A 17220-nucleotide genomic window follows, 5' to 3' on the forward strand; every position below is an offset into this window, starting at 1 on the left:
CGCCGCCACTAGATCAGGTGCGGGCGGACGCCAGCGGCTTTCGCTGCCGGCGCCACTCCAAGATCCGGGTTCGCAGCGGACGGTAGGCGAGAAGCACCGTGACGATCATGATGTAGACTGCCGGCTCCAGCGTGATCGATTTGAGCGACAGCGCGTAGTGCAGAACGGCACCGGCGATCACCACATAGACCAGCTTGTGTAGCGTCGCCCACCGTGAGCCCAGCCTGCGGATCGACCACCTGTTCGATGTCGCGGCAAGCGGGATAAGCAGGATGAGGCAGACCATGCCGACGATGATATAGGGCCGCTTGGTCAGGTCCCCGATAATAGACGACAGGATAAGGCCGCGGTCGAGGAAGAGATAGACGGCGAAGTGCGCCAGCACATACCAGAACGCGATCAGTCCAAGCGCGCGCCGGTAGGGCAGCAGGTTGATCTTGAAAAGATCGCGCACTGGCGTCACCACCAGCGTCAGGCAGAGAAAACGCAATGCCCAGAGCCCGAGAATGTGCTCGAAGGTCCTGACAGGATCTGCCCCCAGCTGCGCCGTGACGCCAAGGTAAAAGGTCCATATCCCCGGTGCCAGTCCAACGGCATAGAGCGCCCAGATCGACCAGGAGCGCTGGGTCGGCGTCATCGCGAAAGCCATCTCAGTAGAACTTCGCCAGGTCCATGCCGGCATAGAGGCCCGCTACCTCTTCCGCGTAGCCGTTGAACGGCAGCGTGTTCATCCGCGCGCCGCCGAACAGGCCGTTCGCCTCTCCGATCCGCCGTTCCGTTGCCTGGCTCCAGCGGGGATGATCGACGTCGGGATTGACGTTGGCGTAGAAGCCGTACTCGTTTGGCGCCAGCAGGTTCCAGGAGGACGGCGGCTGCTCCTCGGTCAGCGTGATCTTCACGATCGACTTGATGCCCTTGAAGCCGTATTTCCACGGCACCACCAGCCGGATCGGCGCGCCGTTCTGATTGAGCAGCGTTTCGCCGTAGATGCCGGTAGCGAGAATCGCCAGCGGATGCCGGGCCTCGTCCAGGCGAAGGCCCTCGACATAGGGCCATGGCATCGACTGGAACAGCCCGCGCTGGCCCGGCATTTCCTCCGGGCGGACGACGGTTTCGAAGGCGACGTATTTGGCGCTGCCGAGCGGTTCGACCTTGTCGAGCAGCGCCGAAATCGGGAAGCCCACCCAGGGGATCACCATGGACCAGGCCTCGACGCAACGCATGCGGTAGATGCGCTCTTCCTGCGGAATGCTCGAGATAAGGTCGTCGATCCCGAAGACGGTCGGCTTGTTGACGAGACCGCCGACTTCCAGCCGCCAGGGGCGCGCCTTGAAGTCTCCGGAGTTGCGCGCCGGATCGTCCTTGCCGGTGCCGAATTCGTAGAAGTTGTTGTATGTGGTGATGTCCTCGTAGGTCGTCGGCTTGTCGGAGACCTTGTAGTCGGTCTCCTTCGCCGCGATCGGCGCCGCGAACACGCTGGGCGCCGATGCGATCGCCAGTCCCCCTGCCGCAGCGCCGATCAGCGACCGGCGCGTGAGATAAAGGTTCTTCGGCGTGATCTCCGAAGACGGAAGTCTGGGGGGGCGATAGGCGGTCATGGGCTTCCTCCGATGCGGATCATGGGGCTGGCCGGACGGGCGGCCTTGATCCTTCTACGTAGCGTACCAGACCAAAGTTTCACCGGCGATGAAAGAAACTTGTCGGCCAATTTTTCGTGTAGCGCGGTAGGCCGCCCGTGTTCAGGCGCACCATCCTCTGCGGGCGCCGTCCCAGCGTCGCGCCAGACCTTTTTCGATCAGGACGTCTCCGACCGAGTGTCCGTCGCGTATGACGGTCCTAAGTTTTCTCCCATAGCGGTCGGTGTCGCGCGCGCCGACCTTTGTCAGCTGGAAACCTCCGGAATTGAGCTGCGCCAGCAGTTCCCGTTTGGCGGCCTCGCCGAGTTGCCTTTCCGTTTCGCACCGGGGTGGCGAAAGCTCGGGTGTATCGATGTCGGCGATCCGGATCTTCTCGCCGTTCAGCCAGAATGTGTCTCCGTCGACCACGCAGTTCACGCGCCGTGATCCGCCGCAGAGCGTGAACTGCGCCGAAGCGGTGATCGAAACGGTTTCGGTCTGTTGAACCGGCGCCGGCCGCTGGCTGAAAAAGGCACCGACGAGCAGCAATCCAAGAAAAACGAGAAGGGGCGCCGTGTTCGAGTGGAACGATCCGCTGGAGATGGAGGCGGATGAAGGCGTACCGATCCCAGTCCATGTCCGGTTCTCTCGTCTGGCCGTCATCGCATCGCCTGTCCCGTTGTCGTCTTTGGCGCGACAGTAGGCGAGCGGTCTTAACGCAAGCTTGCCGGCGGCAAGTGGGGGTACGGACCTGTGGCCGGGCAGGCGTACCGGAGAGTACCGTTTTGGCCCCGAGTGGCCGTGACAGGCCCCCGATGTTGCTTTAAAACGGGGCAAATGCGGGTGGCCGGCGACGAGGTCGAGCGCCCTGGCGCTTATGTCGCCAGCCGGACCCGCCAATCAGAACACGAAGACCGAGGTGACACCGATGCCAGCCTATCGTTCCAGAACCACGACCCACGGCCGCAACATGGCCGGCGCGCGCGGCCTTTGGCGCGCCACCGGCATGAAGGACGGCGATTTCGGCAAGCCGATCATCGCCGTCGTGAATTCCTTCACCCAGTTCGTGCCCGGCCACGTCCACCTGAAGGACCTCGGCCAGCTGGTCGCGCGCGAGATCGAAGCCGCCGGCGGCGTCGCCAAGGAGTTCAATACCATCGCCGTCGACGACGGCATCGCCATGGGCCATGACGGCATGCTCTATTCGCTGCCGTCGCGCGAGATCATCTCCGACAGCGTCGAATACATGGTCAACGCCCATTGCGCCGACGCCATGGTCTGCATCTCCAACTGCGACAAGATCACGCCCGGCATGCTGTCCGCTGCCATGCGCCTCAACATCCCCGCCGTCTTCGTCTCTGGTGGCCCGATGGAAGCCGGCAAGGCGATCCTGCAGGGCCGCAAGGTCGCGCTCGACCTCGTCGACGCCATGGTTGCCGCAGCCGACGACAAGATCTCCGACGCCGATGTCGACGAAATCGAAAAAGCCGCTTGTCCGACCTGTGGCTCGTGCTCCGGCATGTTCACCGCCAACTCGATGAACTGCCTGACCGAAGCGCTTGGCCTGTCGCTGCCCGGCAATGGCTCGACGCTCGCGACCCACGCCGACCGCAAGCGCCTCTTCGTCGAGGCCGGCCACCTGATCGTCGACATCACCCGCCGCTACTACGAGCAGGACGACGACAGCGTTCTGCCACGCACTATCGCCTCCAAGGCCGCCTTCGAAAACGCCATGGCGCTCGATATCGCCATGGGTGGCTCGACCAACACCGTCTTGCACATCCTCGCTGCAGCCCATGAAGGCGGCATCGACTTCACCATGGACGATATCGACCGCCTCTCGCGCAAGGTCCCGTGCCTGTCCAAGGTCGCGCCCGCCAAGCAGGACGTGCACATGGAAGACGTCCACCGCGCCGGCGGCATCATGCGCATCCTTGGTGAACTCGACCGCGGCGGCCTGATCAACCGCGACTGCCCGACAGTCCACGAGACGACGATCGGCGATGCCATCGACCGTTGGGATATCACCCGGACAAATTCGGAAACCGTGCGCGAGTTCTTCAAGGCCGCTCCAGGCGGTGTCCGCACCACCCAGGCCTTCTCCCAGGCCTCGCGTTGGGACGAGCTCGACACCGATGGTGAAAAGGGCGTCATCCGCTCCGTCGAGCACCCGTTCTCCAAGGATGGCGGCCTTGCCGTGCTGAAGGGCAACATCGCGCTCGACGGCTGCATCGTGAAGACCGCCGGCGTCGATGAATCGATCCTGAAGTTCACCGGTCCCGCCGTCGTCTTCGAAAGCCAGGACGCCGCCGTAAAGGGCATCCTGTCGAACGAGGTCAAGGAAGGCGACGTCGTCGTCATCCGCTACGAAGGCCCCAAAGGCGGCCCCGGCATGCAGGAAATGCTCTATCCGACGAGCTACCTGAAGTCGAAGGGCCTCGGAAAGGCCTGCGCGCTGATCACCGACGGCAGATTCTCCGGCGGCACCTCGGGCCTCTCCATCGGCCACGCCTCGCCGGAAGCCGCCCAGGGCGGCGCCATCGGTCTTGTCCGCCAGGGCGATATGATCGAGATCGACATCCCGAACCGGACGATCAATCTCAAGGTCACCGACAGCGAGCTCGCCGCCCGCCGCGCCGAGCAGGACAAGCTCGGCTGGAAGCCGGCGGCACCCCGCAAGCGCAATGTGACGACGGCGCTCAAGGCCTACGCCCATTTCGCATCATCGGCCGACAAGGGCGCGGTGCGCATCCTGCCGGAGTAAGGGCAGGGCAACGATCGCCCGATCTCTCAGAGCCCGCCGGTCCCGCCGGCGGGTTTTTTCGTGCCGGGGAACGCGCGATACGCCTGATTGGCTGTTCTCCTCGTCTTTCCGCATCCACGGGTTGATCCCTTATGACATCGATGTCATAGTCTCGTTTCGCAGCCTGAAACCGTCGAACGCCGCCAGCGGTCGACACCGATTTGGGAGGATCGAGGCCGGCGATGACGACGATCTACGATGTCGCGGATGCCGCCGGCGTATCGCCGAAAACGGTCTCGCGCGTTCTGAACGGCGACGGTCCGGTCAACGAGAAGACGCGGGCGCTCGTCACCGAAACCATCCGCCGCCTCAATTACGTCCCGTCCCAGGCGGCGCGTATGATGCGGCTGCAGAAGTCCGGTGTCGTCGGCGTCATCACCGGCGCCATCAGTGGTGACGCGACCGATATCGCCGGTGGCCTTCCCGAGCTCTACATCCTGCAGGGTGTCCAGCGCGTGCTGTCCGGCAACGGTCGCATCGCCATGATCGCAGACAGCGGCGACGACGAGGACCGTGTTCCCGCGCTGATGCGCAGCTTCTCCGAACGCCGCGTGGAAGGCCTGATCGTCATCTCCGGCCACCACCGGCAGGTCTCGCTGGCAGACGCGCCGGCCGGTATTCCGATCGTGCTGGCGAATTGTTTCGACGGTGATGACACGCCAGCCGTGGTGCCGGACGACGAGGCCGGCCAGCGCGAGGCCGTGCAGGGCCTGATCGACCGCGGTCACCGCCGCATCGCCTTCCTCACTTTGCCGGGGGGTTCGCTGGCCGCACGGCTGCGTTTGGATGGCTATCGCGCGGCGCTGGCGGCGGCCGGCCTGCCGTTCGATCCGCGCCTCGTGCTGGCCGCGCCCGATGCCGCCGCCGGCGACGACGCACTTCGTGCGGCGCTCGACCGCCTGCTCTCCGGCGACGCGCCGCCCACGGCGCTCTGCTGCGGCAACGATCATCTGGCCATGCGGGTCGGCGGGCTGCTCCAGAAACGGGGCAGGCGCATCCCGGAGGATCTCTCTATGCTCGGCTTCGACGATCACCGCCTCATCACCGAACATCTCCATCCACGGCTTGCGAGCGTGGAACTGCCCTATGCCGCGATTGGGAAGCGGGCCGCCGAACGGCTGCTCGAGAGGATCGCGGACGTTGGGATCGCCGGGTCCGCTGCCGCCGTCGAGCGGCTCGCCGGGCCCGTCCATTGGCGGGAGTCCGTCAGAACCTTGAAGTGAACGCCGCCCGGGGAGGGCGGACAACAGGGAGGTTACGATATGAAGAAACCAGCTATGTTCGCGGGATTGACCCTGGCGGCCGCGCTCGCCGCCGGATCGGCCCTTGCCGCCACCGATCTCAGCCTCTGGTACCACGGTGCCGGCAACCAGGTGGAGCGCGAGATCCTCGTTGGCATCATCGAGGATTTCAACACCTCGCAGGACGAGTGGAACGTCGTGCTCGAAGAGTTCCCGCAGGCCGCGTACAACGATTCCGTCACCGCCGCGGCGCTTGCCGGCAACCTGCCCGACATCCTCGACATGGACGGCCCGGTCATGCCCAACTGGGCCTGGTCCGGCTATCTCCAGCCGCTCAAGCTGCCGGAAGAGAGGGTCGCCAACTTCCTGCCCGGCGCCATCGGCAAGTGGCAGGGCGAACTCTATTCCGTCGGCCTCTGGGACGCCGCCGTTGCCGTCTTTGCCCGCAAGTCGGTGCTGGAGGAAAACAACATCCGCATCCCCACGCTCGAAAAGCCCTGGTCAGGCGAGGAGTTCACCGAGGCGCTGAAGACGCTGAAGGCGACCGGCAAATACGATTATCCGCTCGACCTCGGAATGTCGGACAAGTCCGAATGGTACCCCTATGCCTTCAGTCCCTTCCTCCAGAGCTTCGGCGGCGATCTCATCAATCGCGACACCTATCTGACGGCCGAAGGTGCGCTGAACGGAGAGAAGGCTATCGCCTTCGGCGAATGGTGGCAGTCGCTCTTCGAGGATGAGCTTGCTCCCGGCACCTCGCAGTCGCCCTCCGACCATGAAACCGGCTTTCTCGACGGCAAATATGCCATGCAGTGGATGGGCAACTGGGTCGCGGTGAAGGCGCTCGAAAAATACGGCGACGATCTGCTCTTCCTGCCCGCCCCCGATTTCGGCAATGGTCCGAAGATCGGCGCGGGCTCCTGGCAGTTCGGCATCTCGGCGAAGAGCCAAAATCCTGAGGGCGCCGCCGCCTTCATCGAATTCGCCATCCAGGACAAGTACCTGGCCGAATTCTCCGACGCCATCGGCCTCGTCCCGGCGACCTCGACTGCGGCCCAGATGACCGAGAATTACAAGGACGGCGGTCCGCTCGCCGTCTTCTTCGGTCTCTCGGACAAGCAGGGCACGCTGCGACCGGAAACGCCGGCCTACGCGGTCATCTCGCCGACCTTCCAGAAGGCGCTGACCGATATCGCAGATGGAGCCGACGTTGCCGATACGCTCGATGCGGCGACCGATACGATCGACGACAATATCGAAAAGAATGGCGGCTACGGCTTCGAGCAGAACTGAGACCGGTGCGGCCCGGCTTGATCGGGCCGCACATCCCCCGCGTCAGGAGAGGTTTGAGCGATGGCTGGCAGAAACGCCACTCCCGAATTGCACCGGCATCATCTGGCCGGCTGGCTGATGGCGGCACCGGCGATCGTGCTGATCCTTGCCTTCCTGGTGACGCCTTTCTTCCTGGGCATGGGCCTGTCTTTTACGAACCAGCGGCTCGTCTCGCCCAACCCGCCGTCCTACATCGGCACGAAGAATTTCACAGACCTTCTCGGCATGGGAATTCTGGTGCTGGAACCCGAGCACGATGATCAGGGAGAGATCGTCAGGGACGATGACGGCGAGCCGGAATATCCGCGCATCCGCAGCTTCACGCGCAACAACCCGGATTATCCGCAGTATGATGGCATGCGGGAATACACGTCCTTTTCCTGGGGTGACGACCGCATCGTCATTCTTGCGAGCGACATCGTCTTCCTGAAGGCGATCGTCAACACGATCTGTTTCGTGGCCGTCGTCGCACCACTGCAGGGCGGACTGGCGCTCGGTCTGGCGCTTCTCGTCAATCAGCGCCTGCCGGGCATCAACATCTTCCGTGCCATCTATTTCATGCCCGTGGTGCTGTCGATCGTCGTGGTCGCGCTGCTCTGGCGCTTCATCTATGCCGGCGACAACGGGCTATTGAACGCCTTGCTCGGTTTCCTGAGCTTCGGCCTGTTCCAGCCGATCGACTGGCTCGGGAGAACCGACACCGCGCTCTGGGCGATCCTCGTGATGTCCGTCTGGCAGGGCGTCGGCTTCCATATGGTCATCTGGCTCTCCGGCCTGCAGACCATCCCGGAATCGCTTTACGAGGCAGCCGATCTGGAAGGGGCGACCAGCCTGCAGAAGTTCCGCTACATCACCTGGCCGATGCTGCGCAACACGGCGATCCTGGTGCTGATCGTCATCACCATGAACGGCTTTGCGCTCTTCGCCCAGATCGACGTGATGACCAGCGGCGGACCGCTCGATTCCACCCAGTCTCTCGTCTACCAGGCGGTCCAGCACGGCTATGTCAGACAGGATATCGGCAGCGGCTCGGCCATCTCGGTCATCCTGTTCTTGATCGTCTTCACGATCTCCATGACCCAACGCTATCTCACACGGGAGCGACGCTGATGGCCCAGGCCGGCACGAAACGAAGCGTCTGGAGCCTTGTGTGGCGCTATGCCGTCCTGATCTTGATCGCGCTCATCTTCATCTTCCCGCTGGTCTTCATGGTCATGTCGTCCCTGAAGCCGGATGCCCAGCTGTTGCGCGATACCGCCTCGATCCGCGCCTTCCTGCCGGTCGGCGACATCTCGCTCGACAATTACTTCGCCGCCTTCCGCCGCGCGCCGATCGGGCTCTTCGTCTTCAATTCGGTGCTGGTGACGGGGCTGACGGTCGCAAGCGCTCTGCTCGTCGGCTCGCTTGCCGCCTTCGCCTTCACCTTCCTCAACTGGCACGGCCGCGACGTCATCTTCACGATGATCCTCGCTACGCTGATTTTGCCGTTCGAGACCATTGCCATCCCGCTGCTGCTCGAGGTCAACACCCTGCCGTGGATGACCTTCGATGGCCCCGTCACCGGCTGGCTCAACTCCTACCACGTGCAGATCATCCCCTGGATCGGCGACGGCCTGACGATCTTTCTCTTCGTCCAGTATTTCAAGGATTTGCCGAAGGAACTGATCGACGCCGCCCGCATTGATGGCGCCAGCTGGCTGCAGATCTACTGGAAGGTAATCATGCCGATCTCCGGCCCCGTCATCGCCACCGCTGCGATCCTGAAATTCCTCATCATGTACAGCCAGCAATATCTCTGGCCGCTGCTCGTCACGCAGTCGGAGGACTATCGCCCGGTCATGGTCGGACTTCAGTATTTCTTCCAGCTCAACACCGCCTGGGGAGAGGTGATGGCCTACCTGTCGATCATCACGGTGCCGGTGCTGGTCTTCTACCTCTTCCTCCAGCGCGCCTTCATCTCCAGCATCGCCGCCACGGGGCTGAAGGGGTAGATGAGGAGAGTTGCCGGCACGCGTGGTCCTCGGGCGGCGGTTCAGGTCGGCCGCTGCAGGCTCTTGTAGACCTCGTCCAGCGCCTTCATCCGCTCGTCATAGGCCGTGCGGATGCAGGCGGCGTCGCTGCCGCAGGCCTGCCGGCGCGACAGCCACTCGACCTGGTCGTCCTGCAGTGTTCCACGCGAGCCCATGGCGAGCAGGCCGCTCAGCAGCTCGAACGTCGTCACCATCTTCACGTCCGCGTCGTTGAGTGCGCGGTCTTCGCAGATCACCTGTTCGTCCGCCGCGAGGTCCGCCTTGCCGCAGTCGAAGCTCGCGGCCGGTGCCGTCGTGGCAGCGGCAAGCAGGGCGGTGGCGGCGAGGAGGGGGAGCTTGAAGGGGACGATGGTCATGCAGGTTCCTTCCGGATATCTCAATCGCTGAGGCAACGTTTCGCCGTCTCCTTCGTTCCTGATCTGCGCGGACGGCTCACAATGCGGTGAAGCCGATCTGCCGCCTTCTGCCTGCCACAGAGTGATTTGACGGTGCATGCATGAAAAGAAGAACCTTCGTCTCCCTCCTCGTCGGCATGCCGCTCGCCAGCCTGCCCCTTGCAACGCCCGCCTTTTCCCAGACGACCGCCGTCCGGAGTCGGATCGACAATCTGCTACAGAGAGCCGCCGACTTCGAAACTCTGGAGGCGGTGATCGTGACGCGCGACGGGGAGGGGGTAGGCGAGCGCGCCTATCGCGGCAACAGCCTCGACGGCTCAACCAACATCAAGTCCGCCTCCAAATCCATCGTCTCGTGCCTCGTCGGCATCGCTATCGACAAGGGCCTGCTGACAGGCGTCGGTCAGCCGATCGAGACCGTGCTCCGTTCGGAGTTTCCCGAAAATCCCGATCCGCGCCTGTCGGAAATCACCATCGGCAATCTTCTTTCCATGCAGTCCGGCCTGGAGCGTATGTCCGGTCCCAATTACGGCCGCTGGGTCGCGAGCCGCAACTGGGTCCGTACGGCACTCGCCGCGGATTTCGTCGACGATCCGGGCGGCGGTATGCTCTATTCCACCGCCTCCACCCATCTGCTGTCAGTGATCCTCACCAAGGTGGGCAAGCAGCCGACATTGCAACTCGCCCGCGACTGGCTCGGGCCGCTCGACGGGTTCCGCATCGGGTCGTGGGACCGCGATCCGCAGGGCTATTATCTCGGCGGCAACCAGATGGCCATGACGCCGCGTTCGCTGCATGCGTTCGGCGAACTCTACCGGCGCCGCGGCGTGACTGGGGATGGAACCCGCCTCGTGTCCGAAGCCTGGATCGACGAAAGCTGGACGCAGCGCACCAAGTCCGTCTTCAACGGCGATGGCTACGGCTACGGCTGGTTCCTGAAGGAGATGGCCGGCGAGCAGGTCAGTTATGCCTGGGGTTATGGTGGCCAGATGCTTTATATCGTCCCGAGGCTAGCGCTTACCGTCACCATGACCTCGAACGAACTGGCGCCGTCGGCCCGAACCGGCTACCGCGACCGGCTGCATGGCCTCTTGGGTGACATCATCCTCGCCACCGCAATCTGACAGTGTTGAACCCCGATCTTGTTGAAGAATGGCGGTAATCCCACATTTGCCGCGTTTGGTCGGTTTTGCTTTTGCCGTTTAGCTTCTAGAACATTGACGTCTATGAAAGGTGCTTTCCCATGCGTCGTCTGAAGATTGTCGCTGCGGTTCTGGCCGCATGCTTCCTGATCCCGCCCGTTGCCGGCGCGCAGGAAAAGGCGGTGCCGCGTTCGCAGGCCGAAATCCAGCTCTCGTTTTCGCCGCTGGTCCAGCAGACCCATGGCTCGGTCGTCAACGTCTATGCCGAGCGCGTGGTTGAGCGCCGGGCCTCGCCATTCGCCGGCGACCCCTTCTTCGAGCAGTTCTTCGGCCAGCGCTTTCCGAACCGCACGGAGAAGCAGCGCTCGCTCGGCTCCGGCGTGATCGTCGAGGACAACGGCACGATCGTCACCAACAACCACGTGATCGATGGCGCCGACGAGATCAAGGTGGCGCTGTCGGATGGCCGCGAGTTTCCGGTGAGCGTGGTGCTGAAGGATGCGCGGCTCGATCTCGCCGTGCTGAAGATCGATGCCCGCGGCACCTTCCAGCCGATGAAGATCGGCAATTCCGACACCGCCGCCGTCGGCGATCTGGTGCTGGCGATCGGCAATCCCTTCGGTGTCGGCCAGACCGTCACCAGCGGCATCGTCTCCGGTCTCGCCCGCAACCAGGTGACGGAAGGCGATTTCGGCTTCTTCATCCAGACCGACGCCTCGATCAATCCCGGTAATTCCGGCGGCGCGCTGATGAACATGAATGGCGAACTGATCGGCATCAACACCGCGATCTTTTCGCGCGGCGGCGGCTCCAACGGCATCGGCTTTGCCATTCCCTCCAATCTCGTGAAGGTCTTCCTGGCCGCCGCCGATGCCGGCGCCAAGAGCTTCGAACGTCCCTATGTCGGCGCCTCCTTCGATCCTGTCACCTCCGATGTCGCCGAAGCTCTCGGTCTCGACCGGCCGCTCGGCGCGCTCGTCGTGCGAGTGGTGGAAGGCGGGCCGGCCGACAAGGCGGGCCTTAAGCCGGGGCAGGTGATCGTCAGCGTCAACGGCGTGCCGGTCGAGCATCCGGACGCGCTCGGCTATCGTCTGACCACTGCCGGCCTTGGCGTCGCCGCTGAACTCGGCGTGCTGGAGAACGGCAAGCCGAAGACGATCGAGCTGGCACTGGAAAGCGCACCCGAGACGGTGCCGCGCGACGAACGGGTCCTGCTCGGCCGCAGCCCGTTCGCAGGTGCACGTGTCGCCAATCTCTCGCCGAAGATGGCCTACGAGCTGCAGATGCCGACCGAGTCGACCGGTGTCGTCATCACCGGCTTCGAGGACGGCTCGACCGCCGAACGGCTCGGCTTCGCAAGGGGCGATATCGTCGTCGCCGTCAACGGCGTCAGCGTCGATTCCACTCGCCAGCTATCGGACATTGCCGCCTCCGATCCCGGTTTCTGGCGGGTCGAGCTCGAGCGCAACGGCCAGCGCATCAGGCAGATCTTCCGATGAGCGACCTGTTCTCCGCGCATGTTCCTGACGATGTCGCAGCCCGCCGCCCTCTGGCGGATCGGCTGCGGCCGAAGACGCTCGCGGAGGTGACCGGCCAGGATCATCTGACCGGCGAGGATGGCGTCCTGCGCCGGATGATCGAGGCCGGGTCGCTCGGCTCGATGATCTTCTGGGGCCCGCCCGGCACCGGAAAGACCACGGTCGCCCGGCTCTTGTCGGGCGAGGCGGGTCTCGCCTTCGAGCAGATCTCGGCGATCTTTTCCGGCGTCGCCGATCTGAAGAAGGTGTTCGAGGCGGCGCGGGCAAGGCGCATGGGCGGCCGGCAGACGCTGCTCTTCGTCGACGAGATCCATCGCTTTAACCGCGCCCAACAGGACAGTTTCCTGCCCGTCATGGAAGACGGCACCGTCATCCTGGTCGGCGCCACGACCGAAAACCCGAGCTTCGAGCTCAACGCCGCTCTTCTGTCCCGCGCCAGGGTGCTCACCTTCAAGCCGCATGACGAGGAGAGCATCGGGACTCTTCTGAAGCGCGCCGAGGAGACCGAGGGCAAGCCGCTGCCGCTCGATGAGCAAGCACGGGCAAGCCTGATCCGCATGGCCGACGGCGATGGCCGCGCCTCGCTGACGCTGGCGGAGGAGGTCTGGCGTGCCGCCCGGGACGGCGAGGTTTTCGATACCGAAGGCCTGACCCGCATCGTCCAGCGCCGGGCACCGGTTTACGACAAGGGCCAGGACGGCCATTACAATCTGATCTCAGCCTTGCACAAGGCGGTGCGCGGTTCCGATCCGGACGCAGCGCTCTATTATCTCTGCCGCATGTTCGATGCCGGCGAGGACCCGCTCTATCTTGGCCGGCGGCTGGTGCGCATGGCGGTCGAGGATATCGGCCTTGCCGATCCACAGGCGCTCGTCATCTGCAACGCAGCCAAGGACGCCTACGATTATCTCGGCTCGCCGGAGGGCGAACTCGCGCTGGCGGAGGCCTGCGTCTATCTCGCCACCGCGCCGAAATCGAACGGCGTCTATGTCGCCTACAAGGCGGCGATGCGGGCGGCCAAGGAGAACGGCTCGCTTTTGCCGCCCAAGCACATCCTCAACGCTCCCACCAAGTTGATGAAGGGCGAAGGCTACGGCGAGGGCTATCGCTACGACCACGACGAGCCGGATGCCTTCTCCGGCCAGAATTATTTTCCGGAGAAAATGGGTCGACAGGTCTTCTACGATCCGCCCGAACGCGGCTTCGAACGCGAGATCAGAAAGCGGCTCGACTGGTGGTCGAAGCTTCGCCGCGAGCGGGGCGAGCCGTAAGGGTTCCGGTCAGGACGCGCGCTTCTGCCCGGTCGGCGGAGCGACCATCTTCACGGCCGATTCGGCCAGCCCGTGATGGCCTTCCATATCGACCACCAGATGCCAGTGCGCGAACTCCGGCACGACCATCTTGACCGGCGATTTCTTGGCGACGCCGCCGAGATACTTGAAGTCGAGGCCTTCGCGGAACCGCTGGAAATTCGTCGCATTCATCAGCCGGACATTGTTCACCGCCGACAGCGAGATCTCGAGGATCGTGCCGGGGCGCTGCTCCTTCAAATCGTAGTGGGTGAAGCGAAAAGTCGGCTTGGGCATTCGCGGATGTGTTCCCGGTTCTGAAACCTTTGGGCGGAGAGATTAGAGGGCTGCCGGTTAAGGAATGGTTGGGAGCGTGGAAAAACCCGTGTCTCGCAATGGATCGAACGATGCGAAAAACGGGAACCTGCGCGGCCGGCGGGAGTTTGGACTGTCATGAAGGCAACCACCAGACAGGGAGGCATGCGAATGAAAACCGAAACCTATATGAGCCTCTTCGTCGGCATGATGATCAACGCCATGCTGTTCGGCGTCGGCGCCGTCGCCGTTCTGTCGATCCCGGCGCTCGAGCCGTACTGGAAATTCCTGATCCCGCTGGTCGTGGTGCTCGCCTACCTTCTGACCCATCCGATCGCCAGCCGCATCGCGCCGCATCTGAGGCTCCGCAACCGGCCGGACGGCCGCACCGCCGACATCCCCGGCACCTATGACGCCCGCCACCGCTGAACCGATTTCCCTCCAACCTCCCGACTGCCCTGTTCGCCACCGCGGACAGGGCTTTTTTTACCGCTCGTCAAGCATGTCGTGAGATCGCCGGGCGGGTTAAATCGTATTTAAGCGACCGCTGTCTATGCTCCGCCAAAAAAGACGCGGGGGTTGCCGATGAATGCCAGGATCATGACGCCGGATACGCCGAAGCAGCCGTCCCAGGGACGTCTGCTGCGCCTCGTGATGATTTTCGCCGTATCGCTGGTCACCGTGTCGGCGCTCTCGCTGCTTTCGGTCGGCCTGATCGCCTCGAAGGAGGCCGACGATCAGGCCGCCGCCACCGAACTCAGGCTTTTCAACAATGCGCTGAAGGACCGTCAGGGCCTCATGGCCCGCGACCTGCTGCTGATGGCCCGCTGGGATGACTCGGTCAAGGGCATCGCCATCGACTTCGACGAGGATTTCATCCGCGACGACTTCATGTCGACGCTCTGGTGGGATTCCGGCCACGAGCGCACCTTCGTCGTCGCCCCTGGCGGCAAGGTGGTCGCGTCCTCCCGCGAGGACCGCATCGACTTCACGCCGCGCCAGCTCGCCGACACCGAGGATCTCGCGATCATCGCCAGCCGCGCCGTCGACACCCATATGCGCTACCGCATCCCGATCGATGGCGGCTATGGTCAGCGCGTCGTCAAGAGCACCGATATCGGCGAGATTTCCGTCTTCGGCTTCGCCTTCGTCGACGGCGGCCCTGCGATCGTCAGCGCCATGGCGATCGTGCCTGATGAGGAGGAGGTGGCGATGCCCGAGGGGCCGCCGCACATCCTGATCTCGGCCAAGGCGATCGACCGCGAACTGGTGCGCGACCTCAACACACAGCTCGCCTTCCGCGATCTCGCCTTCAGCGATGATGTCGACGGCAAGGTCAAGGTGGTCTCCGCCTCCGGCCGCGCGATCGGCAGCTTCTCCTGGTCCGGCGCCCGTCCGGGGTCGCACATCTGGGACATCGTCGTTCCGATCGTTCTGGTGCTGTCGCTGCTCCTGGTGCTGGCCGGCGGTTTCGTCATGCGCCACATCAGCAGGCTGTCCTCGCTGCTCGCCGAAAGCGAAAGCCGCATCCGGCATCTGGCGCTGCATGACCCCTTGAGCGGCCTTGCCAATCGCCTGAACTTCGACCAGCAGCTTGCCCGCGCTGCCGCGGATGCCAAGCGCCGGCCATTCGCCGCGATCGCCTGCGACCTCGACCGCTTCAAGGCCGTCAACGACACCCACGGCCACGCCGCCGGCGACACCGTGATCCGCACGGTCGCCGATCGCCTCCGCCACACCGTCGGCGATCAGGGCCTCGTCGGCCGCATCGGCGGCGACGAGTTCGTCATCCTGGTCACCGCCTTTTCCGACCGGCACCGGCTGATGCTGCTCGCGACCCAGATTATGGCTGCGATCGGCGAACCGATCGCGCTCGACGGCGGCGCTGTCGTCGACGTCGGCGTCAGCCTCGGCATCACCGTTTCGCCTGATTGCGGCACGCTTCCCACCGAAATCATGGCCGCCGCCGACCGCGCCCTCTACGCGTCGAAGGCCGGCGGCCGGGGCAGGGCGCTGTTCGCAACCGAAGTGACCGCGCTCGAGACCGATGCGGAAAGCGACGCGGCGTAGGGATTGCTCCGTTACCGTTTGCTGAGCCCGCTTCCCATCGGGATGCATCGCATGTCTATGCCCTCTCTCCAGCCTCATGCCGCGGTGCGCCGCGGGCGCCTCGAAGCATCGGGGCTGGCCGGTGCTGGTGCCGACGCCGTGCCCCGCAGGATCCTTCGAGGCCCTCGCGTTCGCGAGGGCGCCTCGAGATGAGGGCGTGCCCGGTGGCGCTCCGCCAGCTTCGTCATCGCCCCGTGCCCCTCATCCGGCTGCCGCCACCCGGCCGGCCTTTCGCTAGGGCTCAAGGCGTTCGTTGCTGCAATCGATTCGCCGGATCGATTGCTCCGCTGCGCGGACCGCGCCTCACCCCCGTTTTGACGGGGAGAAGGGACTCGTGGCACCGCCGGCGCTCCATCCTCCTTCTCCCCGCATGCGGGGAGAAGGTGCCGGCAGGCGGATGAGGGGCATGCGCTGCCATCTCCAAGTGTCGCTGCACCATCCATCTCCTTAATCCCATTCTCCATCCCCTCCCCAAATCCCGCGCAGCCCAAAACCCCGCAGAGGCTCTCCCCCTCCGGTTCGGCATCACCTGTAATGTCTTCCCCTCAACTCCAGACAAAAGGGGAAGCGGACGGGGTACCGGGGGCACCTCGTTAGTAAGTATAGTGGTACCTTCCGGTACCCCGTTCGGCGGTTTTTATCCGCGACTTCGGCCTCTCTGGAGGAGCGTCGGGTTTCCGGTGGAGGATAAACCCCACCCCGCATGCGCCGCCGGGACTTGTCAGGTCCGTTGGCCCGCGCCGCATGCATACCCCGCGCTCCCTTGCGTGCCCCACAGGCACACCCGGCGCCCGGTTAGGGCTGGATGACGGGCCTGGCTGCAAACCCGTCCTCCCCCATGTCGCCGGAGGGAGACCATTTTCCGCGGACCCCGGTGGCAGGCTCTTGCGTCCTTCCCCCACCACCAGCGCCGGCCCCGCCTCGCCACAACGCCTTGTGGTGTATCCGCGACGGAACGGGAACAAGGATACGGGCGCCGGGAAAAAGGGGGAAAGCAGCGGTGAGATTTTTTTGAGGGTGGGAGGGTTTTTCTTTTAAGGCGCTGTTTTTGTTGAGGGATAATTTTCGAGGTGCCGTTGGTCCGGGCGTTGGGAGGGCCAGTTGGCCGACAGCATGAACCCGGATTGGCGAGGTTTTTACTACCAACTGTCGTGAGAGTGCGCGGTGGCCGGGAATGGATCCTCGGGTCAAGCCCGAGGATGACGGAGGGTGGGGTTACCGTGGGTGCCAAAAGAGAGGTCGCCGGATGTGGGGATTACTTGGGGCACCATTGTGCCCCCCCCTCCGGTCGTCATCCTCGGGCTTGATGTAAAGCCCGGAGACATGCCTGACAGGTGTTCATAGACATGCCTGACAGTCATTGTCGTTTGTTGAGGTCGATAAGCGCGACCTGGTTGGCTGCGAAGAAGA

At 64.1% G+C, this 17220-nt stretch carries 15 protein-coding genes; 10 read left to right on the top strand and 5 right to left on the bottom strand.

Annotated elements, in window-relative coordinates; translation table 11 throughout:
* Nucleotides 1–13: 13 nt before the first annotated feature.
* The 3 genes from msrQ to J5J09_RS09380 all read right to left on the bottom strand — a co-directional run bounded on the left by msrQ (nt 14) and on the right by J5J09_RS09380 (nt 2279).
* On the bottom strand, nt 14–649 hold the full coding sequence (gene msrQ / locus J5J09_RS09370) for a protein-methionine-sulfoxide reductase heme-binding subunit MsrQ (RefSeq protein ID WP_208549469.1): 636 nt from the start codon (nt 647–649) through the stop codon (nt 14–16).
* Nucleotide 650: 1 nt separating this feature from the next.
* Nucleotides 651–1598, bottom strand: a complete 948-nt coding sequence (msrP, locus tag J5J09_RS09375; protein WP_208549480.1) for a protein-methionine-sulfoxide reductase catalytic subunit MsrP — start codon at nt 1596–1598, stop codon at nt 651–653.
* Between the two features lie 141 nt (nt 1599–1739).
* On the bottom strand, nt 1740–2279 hold the full coding sequence (locus J5J09_RS09380) for a thermonuclease family protein (RefSeq protein WP_208549483.1): 540 nt from the start codon (nt 2277–2279) through the stop codon (nt 1740–1742).
* A 265-nt stretch (nt 2280–2544) separates the two neighbouring features.
* On the opposite strand from J5J09_RS09380, the gene ilvD reads away from it, so the two are divergent.
* From ilvD to J5J09_RS09405, 5 genes are all read left to right on the top strand, one after another.
* Nucleotides 2545–4380 (top strand): dihydroxy-acid dehydratase, encoded by a 1836-nt coding sequence (gene ilvD, locus J5J09_RS09385; protein WP_208549487.1) that lies wholly within the window; start codon nt 2545–2547, stop codon nt 4378–4380.
* A 221-nt stretch (nt 4381–4601) separates the two neighbouring features.
* Nucleotides 4602–5642: a LacI family DNA-binding transcriptional regulator gene (locus J5J09_RS09390; protein WP_208549488.1), complete on the top strand. Its 1041-nt coding sequence runs from the start codon at nt 4602–4604 to the stop codon at nt 5640–5642.
* A gap of 39 nt (nt 5643–5681) precedes the next feature.
* A complete protein-coding gene (locus tag J5J09_RS09395; protein ID WP_208549491.1) occupies nt 5682–6953 on the top strand; it encodes an extracellular solute-binding protein in 1272 nt (423 codons plus the stop codon).
* A gap of 60 nt (nt 6954–7013) precedes the next feature.
* Nucleotides 7014–8102, top strand: a complete 1089-nt coding sequence (locus J5J09_RS09400) for a sugar ABC transporter permease (protein ID WP_208549494.1) — start codon at nt 7014–7016, stop codon at nt 8100–8102.
* The gene (locus J5J09_RS09405; RefSeq protein WP_208549495.1) at nt 8102–8983 is read left to right on the top strand and encodes a carbohydrate ABC transporter permease; all 882 of its coding nucleotides are present in this window, start codon (nt 8102–8104) and stop codon (nt 8981–8983) included. Before J5J09_RS09400 ends, J5J09_RS09405 begins: the two co-directional genes overlap by 1 nt.
* Nucleotides 8984–9024: 41 nt before the next feature.
* On the opposite strand, the gene J5J09_RS09410 is transcribed toward J5J09_RS09405, so the two are convergent.
* Nucleotides 9025–9378 carry a hypothetical protein gene (locus J5J09_RS09410; protein ID WP_208549496.1) on the bottom strand — a complete coding sequence of 118 codons (354 nt, stop codon included), beginning with the start codon at nt 9376–9378 and terminating at the stop codon, nt 9025–9027.
* A 140-nt stretch (nt 9379–9518) separates the two neighbouring features.
* On the opposite strand from J5J09_RS09410, the gene J5J09_RS09415 reads away from it, so the two are divergent.
* From J5J09_RS09415 to J5J09_RS09425, 3 genes are all read left to right on the top strand, one after another.
* Nucleotides 9519–10541, top strand: a complete 1023-nt coding sequence (locus J5J09_RS09415; protein ID WP_208549497.1) for a serine hydrolase — start codon at nt 9519–9521, stop codon at nt 10539–10541.
* 119 nt (nt 10542–10660) lie between these two features.
* Nucleotides 10661–12058: a DegQ family serine endoprotease gene (locus J5J09_RS09420; RefSeq protein WP_208549500.1), complete on the top strand. Its 1398-nt coding sequence runs from the start codon at nt 10661–10663 to the stop codon at nt 12056–12058.
* A complete protein-coding gene (locus tag J5J09_RS09425; RefSeq protein ID WP_208549503.1) occupies nt 12055–13368 on the top strand; it encodes a replication-associated recombination protein A in 1314 nt (437 codons plus the stop codon). Before J5J09_RS09420 ends, J5J09_RS09425 begins: the two co-directional genes overlap by 4 nt.
* Before the next feature lie 9 nt (nt 13369–13377).
* On the opposite strand, the gene J5J09_RS09430 is transcribed toward J5J09_RS09425, so the two are convergent.
* Nucleotides 13378–13683, bottom strand: coding sequence for a DUF1883 domain-containing protein (locus J5J09_RS09430; RefSeq protein ID WP_208549506.1), 306 nt, complete (start codon nt 13681–13683; stop codon nt 13378–13380).
* Between the two features lie 189 nt (nt 13684–13872).
* Between J5J09_RS09430 and J5J09_RS09435 the strand changes: the two genes are divergently transcribed.
* Nucleotides 13873–14130 carry a hypothetical protein gene (locus J5J09_RS09435; protein WP_208549507.1) on the top strand — a complete coding sequence of 86 codons (258 nt, stop codon included), beginning with the start codon at nt 13873–13875 and terminating at the stop codon, nt 14128–14130.
* Nucleotides 14131–14286: 156 nt separating this feature from the next.
* Nucleotides 14287–15771: a diguanylate cyclase gene (locus J5J09_RS09440; protein WP_208549509.1), complete on the top strand. Its 1485-nt coding sequence runs from the start codon at nt 14287–14289 to the stop codon at nt 15769–15771.
* Nucleotides 15772–17220: the final 1449 nt, after the last annotated feature.

The sequence above is a fragment of the Ciceribacter sp. L1K22 genome, from assembly GCF_017599385.1.
Classification (GTDB): domain Bacteria; phylum Pseudomonadota; class Alphaproteobacteria; order Rhizobiales; family Rhizobiaceae; genus Allorhizobium.